The following is a 17890-nucleotide window of genomic DNA, read 5'->3' on the forward strand; positions in this document are numbered from 1 at the left end:
ATCCAGCCGGATTAAGGTTACAAATCAAGATATACTTCCACAACTCCATGTCCTATAGCTTTTTCTTTCTTTCTGAAAGAAAACAATAAATTGTTTTAATGCTATTTATAGTTGGGATTGTTCCTTAAAAGAAAGGCATATTCTATTATAACCTTACGTGTAACTGCCTGTTGTCACGGAGCTATCGTTCACCTTTAGCGTGTTGCAAATCACTGGCAGTGATGAAATGCAGTTTAGTTCTTCAAACCTTCCTACTGGTTTGTTACGATTGACCTCCGAACTTTTTTTCCTTCATTCTTGTGCCCAATATGATAAATGCGACATAGATTAGGATGGCAATCGAATCGATTAACGTATCCGTAAGTGCCGAAACATCATAAAATGCTGTTATGCCGAGAATAACCATCAGACGAACGAGCAGAAGTGACGCGATCGTCCATGCAGCAGACCGATTCTTCGATCGCTCGCTTTGCAATGACAGGATAATGAATACAATACCGAAGACCAGATTCTCTGCAGTGATTATGTGCCAGACATACCTAAATATTATCTGTGTATCCACGGCTATATCATTCACAAAGAGCGTCGGCAGTACAACGGATTGCCCGTTCATAGCGTGCGTAACGGCAAACAGTATCGCAAGAACGCCAGCAATCAGATAATAATAATTCTTAATTTTGATGTCCATCACAATCCTCCTTAGTTCCAGGATCCTTCCTGTGAAGATCCCGGTAAATCTCCCGAACGAACACTGCCAGTCGCTGGTCGCTTTCATGATTTAAGTCCCTTAGCGCTTCAACTGCTACGTCGAGCAACTGACTGACCTTTTCTAGATGTGCAATTTTCTTGCGCGTTTCTGCTTTTTTGGCATCAAGGAATTCAGCGACCTCCTGATAATAAGCAGGATCTACACTCTGCATTCTGTGGAACTGAAACTTCCCCTTTATTTCTTCTAGAGAAAAGTCCGCATACTGCATGATTTGAATATTCATCAAATCGACGAGGTCGTCCTTCGAATACCTACGGTAAGAATTGTGTTCCCGGGACGGCGATACGATTCCAATACGGTCATAGTACCGAAGCGTATCCTTCGGAATACCAAGGATCTGTGAAACCTCTTTTATAGAATATTGTTTTTCCATACATTTACAATAACATTGGAGTTAACTCCAATGTCAATTCTTTTTTTACACGGTATTCAAACAATCTTTATAACTATCCTTCTCGTTAGCGTAACGATAGCCCTCGATTAATGCTTTATTCCTCTATCAAGGTCTTGATAATTTTCAGCTTCTTTGGACACTAGAACGGAGATGTTGTCCGCGCCTAGCACCGCCTGCTCCGAAGTATCTTGGTTTGCGGAACAGCTAGCTGCCTAGCCGGATGGGGTTTGCGCCAGTCTATAACTTTATTTGCTGAGTCTAATACTCTTTTTTAGTTTAGTTCACTATTTTCTTTTTACAGCTCTCATGACTATAAGAATAAACTTCCTTTTAACGAATTATATATTAAAAAAAGCCGCTCAAAATATGAGCGGCTTAATGGTATACAAATGATTTTGAATAGTAATTACGATCTATTTTGTGAAGACACAAACATTATTGTTAGGTTACTCACATTAATACTAGTACCTAACTTTAATGTCATTTTACTGTTCAATAACATTATAGTTGTGAAATGAAAAACCTTGAATTAATAAGGTTTTTTAGTTTTCCACCAATAATAAAGTTACATTAAAGTTGTGAAATAACTTTTCATCTCAATTTTCAGTAACATTATAGTTGTGAAATGTCCAAATTCTAGTAATAGTTAGAGTTTGAACCGATACCTAAAATGATTTACTAGCTCAGGATACACATTATGATATTGGATAACTTTTTCCTTAAAATATTTCAAATCAGACTTACTTAAATTCACTTTTGATAATACTGTTAATGCAAGCTTAGCCCTTTCTTGCCCTAAATCAAGTGCGGTCTCTAACGCTGCTTTTAAAGAGTTGTATTGTATTTTACCTAATTCAGCAGCATATTGAACGGAAAAGCCCATCCACTTGTTAAACCCTTCTCTATTCATTAAAGCCACTGTTTCTGTCACCCAATCTACGCAATCCTCTAATGGCAATTTATCTACTATGTCTGTAAGATATAGTATTCGATAATCCTCTGGTATCTCCCATTCAACTAACTCATTTAAGTAGCTAATTTGTGGATTTACACTAAAATGTTTTAATAGTAATTTGCTGCAAGTTTCTACTGTTTCATCCGATAGCCGGAACATTGTTTGCATAACTTCGCTTCTAAATTCGTTACCAATGGTCTCCCATCTCATAAACACGGCCTCTCGATGGTTATTAATTGCAAGATCATAATGATCTTTTAATAGTCCATTGTAAATGGTACTACTCAAATTGCAACGATTGCTTAATCGGCTAATCACTTGTGATCTTGTAGGAGATTCTAAATAGTTAAACATATCAAACCTACTGTTATTATGCATAGCCTTGATGTTCTTCCACTGATTTATTGTGTCCTCCCACTCAATTTCGATATATTCAGATACTAATTGATTGGTAAGAATATTCAGATATCGTGAAGAGTTACTCGAGTAGGGTAGTCCTGGATTGTAATACCCTGCTGCTATATTTGCCATCGAATCAACACTTTGCAGTATCCATTCCATAGCATCCTTATCATTTTTATAAAGTGAAAAGAACAATTCTAATCTTTCTATAAAAACCTCTTCTGACCATCGGTACCAGATGTTTATATTATCAAGAGGCATCAATTCATTTCGACTGTTGTATAGAGCTTCTTTATAGTCGTTAACCTGTTGCAATACTTGAATTACTTCCAGCACTTTTGATCTCACTTGTTGCGACGCTGTAGCCTCTAATTCATCTTTAATTTTTTTTATTAGAATATTATTATTTTTAAGGTGATTATGCCTATTAACGAGAACACTTAAGTATAACTCCATAGTCTCTTTTTCCAAATCAAAATTAAAGTTGGTTGCACAGTAACCAGGTATACCTGGAGAATCCGGAAAACAACTCATATATCGGTTTAATTTCTCTTCGTATTCCTCTTCTGAAAGATATTCATCAACTACAGTTTTCAATTCATTATAATTCGCATCTTTCATAAAGGAGTTTATTATGGAGAGATCATCTTCATCAAATCCTGAAAAAGAATCGTGTGCAAATAATTTTATGAATCCTCCAATCTCCTCAACAGATCCTGAATAGATGCTGCGCCATACTCTACCGATTCCATCAATAAACTCTTCTGTCTTAAAATTATATATATCTAGAAAATGATTCAGTAAATTAGCTGTAATATTACTATCCGTTTTATTATTGATCTCTTTGATACATGCCTCAAATGTATAGTCAGGACTATAGTTAAGCGGCAATGATTTTTCAATTACTTTAATCCATTCAATCTGCGAGAGCATTGAATGGCCCTCATTTAAACCAAAGATTTTTTGGATTAGTGAGTATCCATCGTTATCTTCAATTTTTGAGTTTGATATCTGTTCCCCAAGATCCTGTATACCAAACTTTTCAACACTTGACGGATGGTTGACCCAGAGTTCAATTAAGTCTTCTAAATTACCCTCCACATTCAACCTAGAACCGTAATCTCTCCATGTCTTATTATCATATGAAAGATAATTTAATACATTACAAACTTTAGAGGGAATGTGTTCTACTAAACAATTAATATTTTCCCTTAATAAAAGATCCCAATTATGTAGTTCCATATCCGAAACTACCTCAGAAAGATCTACTTCAGATTCAATCAAACTTTTTAAACAATTCTCGACTTCGATTCCAGGGTTATCATTGAGATCAGAAATAGCTGAAGAAAACAGAATTTCCTTATCACTTGCTGTGAGTCTTGAAAAGGAATTTTTAAATTCACTTACTTGACCATTCACTAAGAAATTCATCACTTTCTGTACGTCTGGTTTACCGGTCGCAGGGTTCAATTTCTCATTACTGAAGTAAATAAATGGTCGCGGATCATTTTTTGGGATAAACTTTTCTACCCGACTTAAATAAGCTTTCAAGTTATCCTGATTCCTTGTATTGTCATTCCGAGTAATTAAATAAGGGTCTTTAATTAAAGATTCATAATAATCAGGATAATCAGTTTGAAGCACCGTAAACATAGCAATAGCTTGAGGTTCTTTTGTTAACAATTTTATTCCGGATTCATTATCTCGTTTTTTGGCCAGTTCCCAGTTAGCAACAAACGAATTAATCAATGTTTTCACTTGCCTTGGAGTCTTGGTTTCAGAGTGTATTAGTACACCCATAATTCTATTAAGGTTTATTACCGGTTCGTCAATCCATGATAATTGTTGCTCAGTTACCAGCTCTCTTGCATATGTTTTCATATTTCTTTGTTCAACGATTGGTAAATGAATAATATAATCAAATGTCTTACTCATAAAATCTGATACGTAACTTTCATCACTCTTTTGAGATTCACCTTCTTGAATAATTTCTTTTTCCTCAAATGCTATTTTGATCCCATTTCGTAGAACTGTTTCATCACAAGGTAAAATAAAAGCACAGTTACTAGAATGCAAAAAGGTTTTAATTGTATTAAGGGCTGCTAATAATTGTTTTGGGGGCAACCTATCTAAATCGTCAAAAACTAATATCAATTTTTTTCCGTTATTTTTCTTAAGATATTGTTCAACGCTTGCTTCAAACCTTGCCTCATACTGGTCACTATGCAACAGCGCTAAGGTTTTTCTTCCTACTTGGCTGGTTATTTGAAAATTACCCAAAAATATTTTAAGAGCACCTATTCCCAAAGCAAATGTCGCGGGAGAAATCAGTGCTAAAAGTATTGCGTTAACTCGAGGTAAATGTATTACGACATTCGTTACGATTATTGCAACTAAAAATAAGATGTAGAAAATCGCACTTATTCTAAAGGATTTATTTTTTATGAAAAGAGCAAATATTCCCGACCCCATTGCAGTATCTGTATTGCTGGATTCTATTGATAAACCCTCTTCATTAACAACCCCTAGTTCTGCTTGAACTTGACGAACAATTTTTCTATGTAATGATGGTGCATCATCTGCAAATTTCCAAACACTTAAGGTTTTGAGAAGATATTTTTCACTCGTATTAGTATCTGAATTAATTTTATTCTCCAACAATTTAATCACTGATGTTTTACCTGATCCCCATGGGCCAAAAAGACCAATATGTACAGGGAAATTATTTTGCTCTAATACGTCACAAATCACTTCCGCAACTTGAGTATATTGAAACTTATCTCCGCTACTATTTTTCAGTGGTCTATCTTCAAGAAACAGTTTTTTCGTAATAGGACTAGTTGGTTGTGAACGATTGAACATATATTTTCACCACTTATGGAAGAATGTACTATCGATACAATTCTACATTATTTGCAATAGATTGTAACTATCTTCCTAATATAATGTCGTGCTGCTGTGTATGGAAATTTAAATACTTTTCATTTAACTCTCTTCCTTGTTAACATATTTAATCGTTCCGAAGTACACGGCAGTTTATCCAGCTTTGTGCGTAACATTGTCGAACAGTTTAGAAGTCTTCCTACCTCGTTTTTAGACACAGGATGCTTATTCGATTTCTTAACATCATTAACAACTCGATCAATCTCTTGCGCAAGCAGTTCATCCCTTGCACTCCAGTCCACTCTTGTCCACTTTTTACCGACCTGTTTTTTTGAATATATCTTAATTGACCTGTTCAGAGGTATAGGTAATCCCGGTAATTTGTCTGAGATTATTGGAATATTAGTTTCTAGTTTTTCAGTTTGCTTCTTGATCGTCCCAGGATCAACTCCTAATCGTCTAGCCTTCTCACGTAAGCCAAGCGTTTTATCTTTATTCAACTCTTTTAATTTATCTATCCATACCGGACCAAACTGTTTAATTCGTCCAATATGAAGCTTATCATTATCCTTAACATTAGAATCCGGCCCTCTTCTTGAGTAAGTAAACCCACATCCACAAATAAACGTTCCAACAGGCCTTCCCGTATTGTAACACCTTGTTACGCATACACTATCAATTACCTCTTCTCGATAATGCATTGCTACCTTATTCAAACATGGCCATGGCCCTTCGCCAAATGGATTAATAGAAGCTGTTCCGCTCTCCTCCTCATAGTTACCTAAATCAATTTTTAAATATATCTGTACAAGGAGGTGTCTTAGAGGATGTATGGCATGCCGGGGTTTTCGAAGCATTTTATGTAACCAGGTATGCTGTCTGTCTTCATCAATAGAACAACCAAGTGTATGTAGATAATCTTTACCATAAAAACTAATAAAGTCAGGTAGCAATTCTCGGAATTTAATATTCCCCCTTGCAGTTAACATCCCTCTCTGTGCCAATCTTTGAAGGTATTTTTTTCTTAAACTATCTTGGTTTATATACTGCTTATTCATTTGCAATAATTCAGTTGAACGCGTAGCTATCAAAAATTCATTTTCCCCACCTTGACGAGTTAACGAAGGTCGTTCATCATCTACTATTGACTCAAGCATGATAAACTCATGCTTATTTCTTCGTTGGGCATACAGAATCGAGGAAGAAACGAGAAATAGGTTATGGGTTGAACAGACCGCTACCCCAGAAAGTTGATGACTTCTATGCCAATACGCTATTCCATATTCTCCACGATCTAATTCTACACATTCCGGGCAATATCGAAGATAACTTGGCTTAATTACCCCACTGGGCGGAAGCCCCATTTTCATATAGATTGATTGTCCCTCTCCATAAATCATTTCCTCAACTACCCAAGTATATCGCTCTGATGGAATAAAAGACTGGAAATACGGCAGTAAAGTGTGTTCTTCCAACAAGGTAGCGACAGAAATGGCATTCCCGGGAATAAGCGTGTGAAGTGGCTGAAGATGTCCAGGAAAATCAGTCACTGCACAAACAGTCTTTTTGCCGAACAAATCTCTCATTGTCATTTTAGTATTCTCGTTACCAGATCGAGCATGATATCGAGCTAAAACGCTATATAACAACTCGTCTGGAAATGGTGGTGGAAAATAAATCATTGATAATCCCTTCTCTTTCATTTGTTACTTATAGTATTTATATGCTTCTTGTACTGCCCAATCTAATACTTCAGGTGAACATTTCTTATATACTCCCGTAAATGTCTGAAGTCGCTTTATGGTTAACTTTCTGTATCTAGATTTTAAAAATTGCTCAACTACATATGGAAATATCCTAATTGCGTAGTCATCAATAGATTCTATATTTGATTTCAGTAGTTCTGTTGTACGAGGCAAATGATTTTGAAAATTATAATAACGAGCCTTAAGAAATTTAGGTACGACTTTAAAGAAGGAACTCATGCAAATTGGTCTTGTAGGTGGATCGTTTTTCACCGTCTCTACAGCCTTCTTCATTATTACGAACATCTCTTCATCTACCTTATTTATTTTAATTTTCTTAGGTAACGGTTTTCTCGATGGTAAGCTCTCCTCCATCCACACTCTGTCATTTTTCATTAACCAATCATATCGGTGTATGTTATATTTTCGAATGTTCTGTCGTGAGGCGCTGGACCCCAATGTAGCTAGGGCCTCCTTCAAAGTATTTCTACACTCCTCAATCTTTGGCAGTTCAGTTGCAGCCGCTTGACGATACCCAAGTTCTAACACAGCAGCCGGATCAATGTCCCCTGGATATGCCTTACTTCGTGTTAACCCCCTATGTGGCATAAGGTATTTCCTTATTGTTGTCCGATTAGATAACAGCTTAGTCGCTATTTCATCTAACGTCAGTCCTTTTTCATAATGGTGAACTGCTTGTTCAATAAACAAAGAGCCCATAGTCTCGATACTATATTGAGTTTCATCTTCCGCTTTAGGCATTCCACGCCTAGTATAAATCATTCCACAGTAAGGACAGGTTAATCGAGCTGTAACCCACTCATGTGCTTTTCGTACCAATTTTGAAATAACCCTCTTATTGTATTGAGGACAGATTGTATTGATACATAGCCATGGTCCGTTCCCAAAAGGAATAGGAATAGAATAATTCTCATCTTTGACAAACCAATTCTCTACTTTACCTGCAAAAAACCTCATGACCAATAAATATAAGATGAAATTATCCTTGAGACTATTCTTTTGAAGAAATCGTACTAATACTTTTTCGCTCATAAGATAATCTAGATTAAGTCCAAGTGATGTTAAATACTCAGAACCGTAGAAATCTCTTAAATCAGATAGTAGTCTTTTTTTATAAATAAAGTCACCTCGAAAGTGAATATAACCTTTTGCTCCGGCATAAGAAATAAACTTAATAAAACTAGTATCTAAGTTAGAGTTTTTCTGCTTCATTAAAACGGCTATATCATCAATTAAACGTTGGTCGTCATCCAGGGTTTTGCCGGAATACTTATCATTTGCAAAAATTTCATGTCCGTTAGGGCATATTGGCTCAATAAGCATCTGGCTGCAGTTTTCGTTAGTTAAGGAGATATCGCATATAGGGCATACATCGATCAGCTTTGAGTTATGTTTGAGGCATTTATGCAAAAAGGAAAATTGATGAATACGGTGTAAATAAACAATTCTATATTTATAAAAGTCCTCATTCATACAATCAGAACAATACCGAGGAGTAGAATGAATAAGTGATTGGATACGTCTAATAAGCAGGCTTCTACTTTTTTTTTCGTAATTACTTAAATACATAACTTCCCAAAACCTTAACTGTGTTTCATTCTGGATAAATGGTCGCAAAAATGGATAGAAGGTGTGATTCTCCACAATCATTTGCGCAAATGTACCTGTAAGCCCAAATTGGTTTTCAATTCGGGATAAATTAAGAGGAATCAATGCAGCTTTCGCTGGACCGTATTCGCCAAAAAGTTCATACTTTGTTTTTGTGAAGGTAATCGGAGAACGAAGATAATATCGAAAAACAATACTACGGAAATCCTCGTCAGGATACGTTAAAGGAAAAGAAACTAAATTCCCCATAAAGTCCTCCTATCAACGCTTTATACAAACTCATCAAATTCTCCAACTAACCCCGCATTACGAAGCGCCTCATCAACACTTAGATTGTCTAATTTTCCTTGAGAAACAATAGTCCGAATATCAGTTTCGTCTAAATCAAGCTTTATGGGCTTATTGCTTCCCTTTTTCCTTGTAGTTCTAACTACTTCTGTAACACTTTCTTTTGGTTTATCTGATTTACCTTCGAATACAAGCTTGGCCAATTCTAAGTACAACAATTCCATATCATTACCGACTTCCCGATTGTGTAACTCGACCTTTTCTGCATATGTTAATGCAATATCTTCAGCACACCCCATTTTCATCGCGAATGTAACTAGTTGATCAATTAACACTCTACGATTATGCTGCAATAGGATAAGCTTGTGTTCCTCCGAGAGGTGTCCGTCTATAGTGATGCGGTGCTGTGCTTCCATCAGATATTCCTTAAAAGTGATCCAATCTGGTTTTAAATCCTCATATTCTGCGGGATCAATGCCTTCCCCTCCCCTGATACGTTCAAAGATCGGCTGAACTAGTCTGAAGGTTGTGTTTGCTACTTTTTCTACCAATTCAGCAGTGATTATTTCATCATCTTCATATAGAATAGCTCGGCATTGAACATGCATGAACAATTTTACGGCAAAGTCGGGTATGCCAAGGGTGTGATAATACATTCTGGCTTTAAGCTCTGGAGTTAGTGGTGTGAACTTATTCGTGTATTGAAGTTCCCAAAGTCCTCCTAGGAACATCTCCCACTCTATTTCATCCTTCATCCGATCCGTAATGTTTTCCGCATAACCATCTGGAATCCCCCTCCGGGTGTTAGCCAGAGAATTCTTAAATAGGTAGAGCGCTTTAAATGTACCAATTAGCACAATTGGTATACCAATCGAATTTGTAAGTTCAGTAATAAAATCAATCATTTTCTCCTCGCCACCGGAGTGCCCTCTGTGTATCCGCTGTATTTCGTCAATCACAAGTACGCCTAAACTAATTTGTCCAGCTACCTTAGACATCCTTTTAGCAAGGACTTCTGCACGTCCATCTTTTTCAGCCAGATCTTCGTAATATTGTGTCCCTAGTAACTTATCAACCGCCCAGTAAAAATTCCGGCAAAGTGCTCCAACAGATTTATTACTTGGGCATTCGATATGAAGCCATACCACCTGTTTACAAGGAAATGGCTCATTTTCATATTGTGCGTGGTGAATAACTTGTGGAAACATACTTAATAGTCTTTCATATGATTTCGATTTCCCCATCCCACTAAGTCCAATATCAGCCATCATTTGAGCCGTTTGTAAATTACCAGCTAAATTCCGCCCGAGTTCATCAGTTCCAGCTGATAGAATTTTATCAAGCCCAATCGCCATTTCTCTCTGGTAAATAGCTGCTAACGGATTTCGGGATTGGTAACCAATTTTTATCATGTTATATAAGTTTCTGTATCTTTCAAAATGAGTACTAAGCGGTTTCCAATACCCTGGTTTGATTTGTTGGATGAGTTCTACACGTTCTTCAGCATTTAGTTGATTGATATCTCCAGTGTAGCGAGGTACTGAGTCCAACATCTGATATAACTGTTCTTGTGATTTTCTGGGCGGCAACGCTTCAATAAAAGGATTTCCTTGATAGGCCTCCACAATCTGTTCACGGTATTCCGCTTTAACTTGTCTGCCCTTTAAATAGTTAAAGCGTTCTCGACTATTGACCATGATTAGACTCCTTTTCTTTGCTCTGGGTTAAAAGAAACATCTGCATCTTATTTAATTGTGGCATTTGTTTATTTTGAGGGCTTTCCTTCCGTACACTTGCAACGGGTGAAGTTGAATTATTTGAAAAAGTAGTAGTTGCAGTCCAAGCATTTGCACTCGACTCACTTCTTTTCTCAAACTTTCTCTTGATCCGTTTGTTCTTATATCTGGAAGATTTAGGTTTACCTTTCTGGGCATCCTTTGTTTTGATGAGTCCTATTAGGTTTAACTTTTTGGCCACCGCATCCAACTCGCCCTCTATTTGATTCCTTTCCTTGTTTGCCTTTTTAAGCTGATTTTTCTTATAATCCATAATGGTTTTTACGTCATCAAAATGTAGCCCTTCATATTCTTTGAATTTTTCGGTTAAGAAAAGTTGCTCTTCTTTCCCATCTTTGAGCTTTATAAATACACTACTGCAATTACGTGGATCGTAACTCACTGTTACTTCCTTCTCACCCTCGATTTGCTCATCTTCAAACCATCCACTGTCTTCCCCACGTTGACTGGCGTAGCCCATTTTCTTCAACATCACACCAGTTCGAGTAACCCGACACTTTTCCTTAGGAAGTAGCGCATGACGAATCAAAGCACGTGGCTGCTCTTGAAGAAGGTTTTTTTTCATGCCCCAATTCCATATCGCCAACGGTGTTAGTTCAACATTGTCTATAAATTTTTCCTTAGTCACAAGGTACTCTTCACTTAAAGCTTTTTTATTAAATTCCAATACAAACAAAATCACCAATTGTGTAAATGCTTGAAAGGTAAACACCGCTTTGTCTCCAGGGTTTCTATCCCCTCTCTCCCTATGTTCTTTATGCACACCCCCCAACATGATTTCTTTTATGCGCATACAAAAGCCTCTGAATTGCTGTTCGATATAAGGCTTTAAGTCCGCACGGTAAGAAGGTGGATTCCCAATACGAACGTTAAGAATTCCTAGATTGTTGGAATTTCTACTTTTCATTTCTCCACGATCACCAACAATATATCTAGGAAGATGTTTGGCAGGCCAATCTTCCTCTGATATTGGAATCCCATGTTGAGCACAAAATACCACTTTATCGGTTGAGGCATTCTCTAATGCAACCATCGCCTCTTCCCATGATGGGTTCTTACATACATGCATGCCGGTTATTAATCTGCTTTCGACATCTTTAACAAAATAAACATGAGGTCTTCCAATTTCAGTTTTATGATCTATCGATAGTAATAAGCCATCTGCAGGCGTTGAATCAATTTCGTAATATTCCCCAACTCCTTGGACATCACTGCTAACAGACTTGAGAAGAGACCTAGAGCTCATTTCTGCCTTTCTTACTCCGAATTTAGCTACTGCTTTTTTCTTTTTGTTGTGCTCTGAATGGTACCAATAGAGAAACTGACGATACGAGGGTCCGCCGGCAATTGGAATCAGTTCTCCATACTTTCGGTAGTGACCATCTGGGTAATAGTCTTGGCACATATGCTTATGAGTTGCTTTTAGGTTCATCCCTAGATCTGCGTGGTATTCCTTCAATGCTTTCTTAAATATTTCTTTTTCTTCGCTTGTCACTACAAAATCATTACCATCTTTGGGCTTTGGACCGGAGTTTTTACTTCTCCTCCTTTGTTGAGATGGAACACCAACATCATGATAGTCATTTAAAAGACCATTTATGTTTTTTCCATAAAACCAATATTTTCGCAATAATGTATAGACCCAATTTGGCTCTTTATTGAAGGTCTCTGCTGCCTCTTTCACTAACTTTCCTCTCAGCTCCCGAATATAAATATCAGGTTCTTTACTTACAATGCTCTCAATGATTGCGAATTTCTCGTCTCTTCTTTTCGAGTATTTACTGAGGTACAATTCATCCGGGACTATTAAACGAAGGTCAGGATCTACAGACTCGATAGTAACTGCCTTGTCTTCTAATTGCGTAAGTAAGTCATTATATTGTCGAAAGTGAGGAAATGGTACTTTCTTTTTGTCATCTATATTAATTAGCACCACTTGTGAACGATCGGGAGCTATCCATAAAACACGTTCTAAAGACCTCTTTTTGACCAAATCCACTTTATTGAAACTAATAATTGAGTTTTGATAAATCATTAGTTCACCACCGTAACTTTTTTGGGTAGGTCTAAGGATAATGGAGCACTTTCACGTATCCGAACGTTCATATCGGCTATCCAACGTTTATTTGCAAGCATGTGTTTAACCATAAACATTGAAGTCCCCGGCTCAAGACCAATATGAGCATCACACTTTAAACAACTCTTGCTAATTGATATGGCAGTACCATTTTTTCTAAGTCGTTCAAAGATTGGTTTAGCAACCATTTCAACCACTTGACTATCCAAGCCTGGGCGAATGTCGGGACGTTTTGCATCATGTAACCAGTCAATATTTTTGATGAAATTAATCGGCCTTCCTGTGTCATACACCACTTTCCAATGAAGCCCATTTTCCTGATAAAATCGTCTCTCAATTTCAAACAATTCAAGCGTTCTTTTGGAGAGTTTGTAAGTCGGTTTAACCGTTCTAGGAAGTTCAATCTCTAAATCCTTCCTGTCAATTGACGTCAGCATAAAATCCGAACTTAAAACAACATCATGTCCATCCAAATGTGGATGTCTGATATTTAATTTACGTGCAATTCGCTGGGTTTCTTCAATAGGAAGTGGATATTGTTCACGTATGTCTATAATTGGTTCAGCCCATTCCTGCATAAGAAGATATTGAAATTCATATTTAGAGAGCGTATGATGTATCCGATTTGAATGCCAGCCGGGAGTACGAGTTAACCACCCTTCAGAAGCTACCTTGTTATCGTTGGCTTGGATAAAAGGTATGTAATCCTCCCCCCTCCCTTGTCCTCTCCCGTCCTTGAGTCTATTAAAATGTGTTTTATAAATTGAATTCTCCATGATCTCAACTCCTAAGATAAAATAAAAGACGCACAACATTTTCGTTATGCGTCTCTCGATGTATTCATTCTAAGAAATTATTAACCCATTATAGTTATCTTCAATCTCAATGGATGATTTTTTATTAATCATTCAAACAGCCTCTTATCAGTATCTATTTAATAACATAAGCATTATCTTTTTTTTGAATATTTATTCCACGCAAAAAAATATCAACAGTGATGATTTCGGAGTAACTTCTAGTAATAATCATTACATGAAAAGTTTTATGACGAGGCTTGATGCAATTACAAAACCTCTTGGATGTACTAATTGGAGTGTATGCTTAAGTACGCCAATGTACGGTGACTTTTTTATGCTCAGATAATCCAGTTATACGAAATATTAATGCTGTTAAACGGATTTTCAGTTCTCATGTATGGATTTCTAAATACAAAAATAGTTTTCCTTTGAGCCAAAGGGTGGTGATGTGAGGACGATTCGAAGACTACCTTCCCCAGTTGGCTGGGTACCAGATAGTACGTTTGCTGTGCAGATGAATAGTTGAGCATCGATGTATGCTGAAAGGTATGTTTTTTCTAAAGATGAAGACTTTCTATGGTGTGATCATAAGGTAATGTATGTACAATAGAAGGATATAAACAAAGATTAAGCAAAAAAAGAGTATAAAATGTATGGTATTTTATTTACGAAAAAACTTTAGAACAAGGTTATCTGTTGTAGAAATTTAATTGAAGACTAAGTACATTTTGTTTAACTAACGACGATAGTCCATAAAAAATCGGCAGTCATGGACTTTATTTTCTCGTCCATGACTGCCGATTTTTCTCTCATTGAGGTCATTCCAATACTTTTTATGAAGTCTGACCGATTTCACAACTTTTCATCATTATTTATCCCGTCTTATCAAAGTATGTTTATCTTCAATTCTTTGAGTTTATTCGACTTTTCAAATGCCCTATGAAGATCTGATTAGGATCAGAAGAGTCGAATTCTCGATTTACGGCTTTATCAAGAAAGTCAATTTCCTTAGCAAAATCGTAAGCATTCGGCCCAAACCCCCAACTTCTCTTAATCGGTCTATAGTATTTGATTAAAATCTCTTTAGCACGATCATCCTCATGTCCCATAAGTTTAAGTTCACGAATGACTTCTTTAATATAGGGTCTATTCAGCATGTGTCTCGAATTGATCATGAAATTACCACCCGTTTATTTTGAGTTAACGCCTCTGTGAATAAGATTCACTTTTAATTTATAGTATCACTTAAATTACGATATTTAATTCTTAATTCCCATAAGAATCACTCCAAATAAAAGACTTCTTTCAGTGGATACCCACTAATAGAAGTCTTTAAGTTTTTATGACATTACGATTGTCTAAGAGTATTTAATCAATTTTACTCAAGTGTTTATTATACTTTCGATAGCTTCAACTGCTATGTGATCGATCTGAGCTGCAGGGTCATACGTCGTAAGGCGCACTAATTACTTGGCTAATCAACAAAATTCCCTCACTAATTGAAAGCCTTAGATGTTATGAATTTGCAAAATGCAACGATACGATTGTTTCATATCCTTATGGTGAACAACACACTTTTGACTTAGCCATAGATTCATTAAGCAACTGAATAGAACGAATCACAGTTTGGCGCTCAAACTCATTCATATGCGAAAATACTTCCGTTAAATATGAATTCATTTGTTGATCAATCGTTTCAGCAATAAACATTCCTTCAACGGTTAGGGAAAGGACATAGATACGACGATCACTAGGATCTGGTGTCTTTTGTACAAGCTTCATTTTAACTAAACTTTGGATCTGACGGCTAAATGTTGTAATATCTGTTCCAAGTGTATCGGCTACTTGTTGGATGTTAGGATTATGCTGTTTATCTATTTCATATAGGATGTGGCTCTGTATGGGAGAGATATCAATTCCACCAGCCGTACAACATACTTTATTCAGTACTCCAAATCGCCGAGTCATAATCTGAAACATATCCCGCAAATTTTCCAAGTGACTTCCCTCCTGTCCTTTCCCTTAGTTATACTTTAATTATTTGCAATTTGCAAGTATTACATAATAGAATTTAACAGCAGCTAGATCCTTCATTCAGTATCACTAAATTCTCTTCATCTAAATCTATAATAATGTTCTTTAAGACAGTAACTGTCTCTGGCTCTATCACAACTTGAATATCATTAATGATTTGAACCTGATCCTCTATTTTCGCATCATCCAATGCAAAGTTTACATTTGGACCACAACATCCTGAACTTGTTTGGGATATACGAAGGATCTTTCCTTCATTATCTTTCAAGATGTTCTCAATGAATACCTTAGCACTATCCGTAATCTTCATAGCTTCTTCCTCCATTTCCTTTTTAGCTTGTTACTAATTGTTTAAGTGCTTTATAACCAATAATCTCTTGATTTTGCATTGGAATAACAGCAAATTTTCCATTGGATGTATCATTCACGCGCTGAATCCATGGTTGTTCTCCCAATGCTCTTGTGTGAAGAATTGGATCTTGGGTATGCGTCATGATCATACTCTGGTTCACGACCCACCACTTTGGCGTAATCCCAGCACGTTGTAGATCCACAGACAATCGTTCTGCCTCATAAACCGGTGTTGTCTCTGCAAGAGTTACAATAACAATACTTGTTTCTTGTTCATTCCGTAATCGAGGTAATAAGTTTTGAACAGATACAGGGACTTCACCTGAGGAATTCGCAATTTCTTTATGATAAGATTCGGTAGCATCGAGTAGAAGAAGTGTATGACCTGATGGAGCTGTGTCAATAACGACAATCTCATCGTTCGCACGCTCAACGATATTAGCAAAAGCACGAAATACTGCAATTTCTTCGGTACACGGAGAGTTTAGTTCTTCTTCTGTATATGCAACACCTTGCTCATCCATGGTTTCACGTGCTCTTGTTAGAACTTCATCTCTATATTTTTCAACTTCTTCTTTTTGATCAATCTTACTCATTGAGATAAGGGACTTAATATCTTCATGCATAACATAATCCAGATGAGCAGCTGGATCTGTTGTTGTAAGATGCACCTTTTTACCGCGTTCTGCTAATCCAATAGCGATTGCACTAGCTACCGTTGTCTTACCAACGCCCCCTTTACCCATCGTGAAAACAACTCGTTGATTACGCTCCATAATATCATCAAGAATGTTCGTCAGATGAGGGTAATTAACGTCATTAAGTTCCGACGTGTGGTCTGGGATCATTTGAGTTTCATCAAAAAGTTTACGCACATTTCTAACACCCGTAATATTAAACGGAACCAGTGGGACAGCCCATGTTGGAAGTGATTTTAATACTTCTGGGATACTATTTAAAGCTGTTTCTTGACGAGAAGCAAAAGCTGCAGCAGTATCATCGGATAACATAGGATGATTCAGTAATCCGTTAATGATAAGCATTTGATTACGAATACCCGTTTCAGCTAGTTCTTTTGAAGCACGAGCGGCTTCTTCTAGTGGTGCAGGATCTGCTCTTGTGACGAGCACTAACGACGTTTGTTTGGGATTAGATAATACCTTAACCGTTTGCTCGTATACATCTTTCCGTTCATTTAGCCCAGCAAGCAATCCCATACTTGTGGTTCCTTCTGTACTATCCTCTAAGAACTCATTCCATGCATTGGGTAGTTGCAGCAATCTTAAAGTGTGTCCAGTTGGTGCTGTATCAAAAACGATATGATCGAATTCAGCTTGGATTTTCTTATCCGTTAACAGTGTAGAAAACTCATTAAACGATGCGATTTCTACTGTACATGATCCGGAAAGTTGTTCCTCCATTTGTTGAATGACCACATCAGGGAGCTTCCCACGATAGGGACCAACTACGCTTTCTCTATATTCTTGAGCCGCTTGATCAGGATCTAAATTTGCAACAAAAAGATTTTGAACCTCAGGTATTTCCTTGTAATGCATATCTAATTGCGTATTAAATACATCTTGTAAATTGGATGCAGGATCTGTGCTTACCAATAGAACTTTCTTTCCTCGATCTGCTAAGAAAATAGCTGTTGCACATGCTGTTGAGGTTTTACCAACTCCACCTTTGCCAGTGAAAAATAAATAAGGTGTAATATCAATTTTATTAACATCAAATAATGGAATCATCTGTAGTACCTCCTAAGTAGTT

Annotated in this window: 12 protein-coding genes; all 12 read right to left on the bottom strand. The window is 36.8% G+C overall.

Annotated features, from left to right (window positions below):
- Window positions 1-262: 262 nt before the first annotated feature.
- Entirely contained in the window at window positions 263-688 is a 426-nt protein-coding gene (locus R50345_RS26505; RefSeq protein ID WP_170880365.1) for a hypothetical protein, read from the bottom strand.
- A complete protein-coding gene (locus R50345_RS26510) occupies window positions 672-1142 on the bottom strand; it encodes a MerR family transcriptional regulator (RefSeq protein ID WP_042131145.1) in 471 nt (156 codons plus the stop codon). Before R50345_RS26510 ends, R50345_RS26505 begins: the two co-directional genes overlap by 17 nt.
- 667 nt (window positions 1143-1809) lie before the next feature.
- Entirely contained in the window at window positions 1810-5382 is a 3573-nt protein-coding gene (locus R50345_RS26515) for a P-loop NTPase fold protein (RefSeq protein ID WP_042131146.1), read from the bottom strand.
- Window positions 5383-5501: 119 nt separating this feature from the next.
- A complete protein-coding gene (locus R50345_RS26520) occupies window positions 5502-7106 on the bottom strand; it encodes a TnsD family Tn7-like transposition protein (RefSeq protein WP_081954202.1) in 1605 nt (534 codons plus the stop codon).
- Between the two features lie 3 nt (window positions 7107-7109).
- The gene (locus R50345_RS26525) at window positions 7110-9026 is read right to left on the bottom strand and encodes a TnsD family Tn7-like transposition protein (protein ID WP_042131148.1); all 1917 of its coding nucleotides are present in this window, start codon (window positions 9024-9026) and stop codon (window positions 7110-7112) included.
- Window positions 9027-9046: 20 nt separating this feature from the next.
- Complete coding sequence (locus R50345_RS26530) at window positions 9047-10762, bottom strand: ATP-binding protein (RefSeq protein WP_042131149.1); 1716 nt, start codon at window positions 10760-10762, stop codon at window positions 9047-9049.
- Window positions 10752-12896, bottom strand: coding sequence for a TnsB C-terminal domain-containing protein (locus R50345_RS26535; protein WP_052414749.1), 2145 nt, complete (start codon window positions 12894-12896; stop codon window positions 10752-10754). Before R50345_RS26535 ends, R50345_RS26530 begins: the two co-directional genes overlap by 11 nt.
- A complete protein-coding gene (locus R50345_RS26540; protein WP_042131150.1) occupies window positions 12896-13714 on the bottom strand; it encodes a heteromeric transposase endonuclease subunit TnsA in 819 nt (272 codons plus the stop codon). The genes R50345_RS26535 and R50345_RS26540 overlap by 1 nt, the downstream gene beginning before the upstream one ends.
- A 923-nt stretch (window positions 13715-14637) precedes the next feature.
- Complete coding sequence (locus R50345_RS26545; RefSeq protein ID WP_042131151.1) at window positions 14638-14910, bottom strand: hypothetical protein; 273 nt, start codon at window positions 14908-14910, stop codon at window positions 14638-14640.
- 382 nt (window positions 14911-15292) lie between these two features.
- Complete coding sequence (locus tag R50345_RS26550; RefSeq protein ID WP_042131152.1) at window positions 15293-15733, bottom strand: MarR family winged helix-turn-helix transcriptional regulator; 441 nt, start codon at window positions 15731-15733, stop codon at window positions 15293-15295.
- A gap of 73 nt (window positions 15734-15806) precedes the next feature.
- Window positions 15807-16079: an iron-sulfur cluster assembly accessory protein gene (locus R50345_RS26555; RefSeq protein ID WP_052414750.1), complete on the bottom strand. Its 273-nt coding sequence runs from the start codon at window positions 16077-16079 to the stop codon at window positions 15807-15809.
- A 22-nt stretch (window positions 16080-16101) separates the two neighbouring features.
- Complete coding sequence (arsA, locus tag R50345_RS26560; RefSeq protein ID WP_042131153.1) at window positions 16102-17868, bottom strand: arsenical pump-driving ATPase; 1767 nt, start codon at window positions 17866-17868, stop codon at window positions 16102-16104.
- Between the last annotated feature and the right edge of the window lie 22 nt (window positions 17869-17890).

Source organism: Paenibacillus sp. FSL R5-0345, assembly GCF_000758585.1.
GTDB lineage: Bacteria > Bacillota > Bacilli > Paenibacillales > Paenibacillaceae > Paenibacillus_AQ.

Coding starts and splice junctions, on each gene's coding strand:
- R50345_RS26555 (WP_052414750.1), bottom strand. CDS start 16,079: ATGAAGATTACGGATAGTGCTAAGGTATTCATTGAGAACATCTTGAAA.
- R50345_RS26520 (WP_081954202.1), bottom strand. CDS start 7,106: ATGAAAGAGAAGGGATTATCAATGATTTATTTTCCACCACCATTTCCA.
- R50345_RS26535 (WP_052414749.1), bottom strand. CDS start 12,896: ATGATTTATCAAAACTCAATTATTAGTTTCAATAAAGTGGATTTGGTC.
- arsA (WP_042131153.1), bottom strand. CDS start 17,868: ATGATTCCATTATTTGATGTTAATAAAATTGATATTACACCTTATTTA.
- R50345_RS26525 (WP_042131148.1), bottom strand. CDS start 9,026: ATGGGGAATTTAGTTTCTTTTCCTTTAACGTATCCTGACGAGGATTTC.
- R50345_RS26530 (WP_042131149.1), bottom strand. CDS start 10,762: ATGGTCAATAGTCGAGAACGCTTTAACTATTTAAAGGGCAGACAAGTT.
- R50345_RS26545 (WP_042131151.1), bottom strand. CDS start 14,910: ATGATCAATTCGAGACACATGCTGAATAGACCCTATATTAAAGAAGTC.
- R50345_RS26540 (WP_042131150.1), bottom strand. CDS start 13,714: ATGGAGAATTCAATTTATAAAACACATTTTAATAGACTCAAGGACGGG.
- R50345_RS26505 (WP_170880365.1), bottom strand. CDS start 688: ATGGACATCAAAATTAAGAATTATTATTATCTGATTGCTGGCGTTCTT.
- R50345_RS26510 (WP_042131145.1), bottom strand. CDS start 1,142: ATGGAAAAACAATATTCTATAAAAGAGGTTTCACAGATCCTTGGTATT.
- R50345_RS26515 (WP_042131146.1), bottom strand. CDS start 5,382: ATGTTCAATCGTTCACAACCAACTAGTCCTATTACGAAAAAACTGTTT.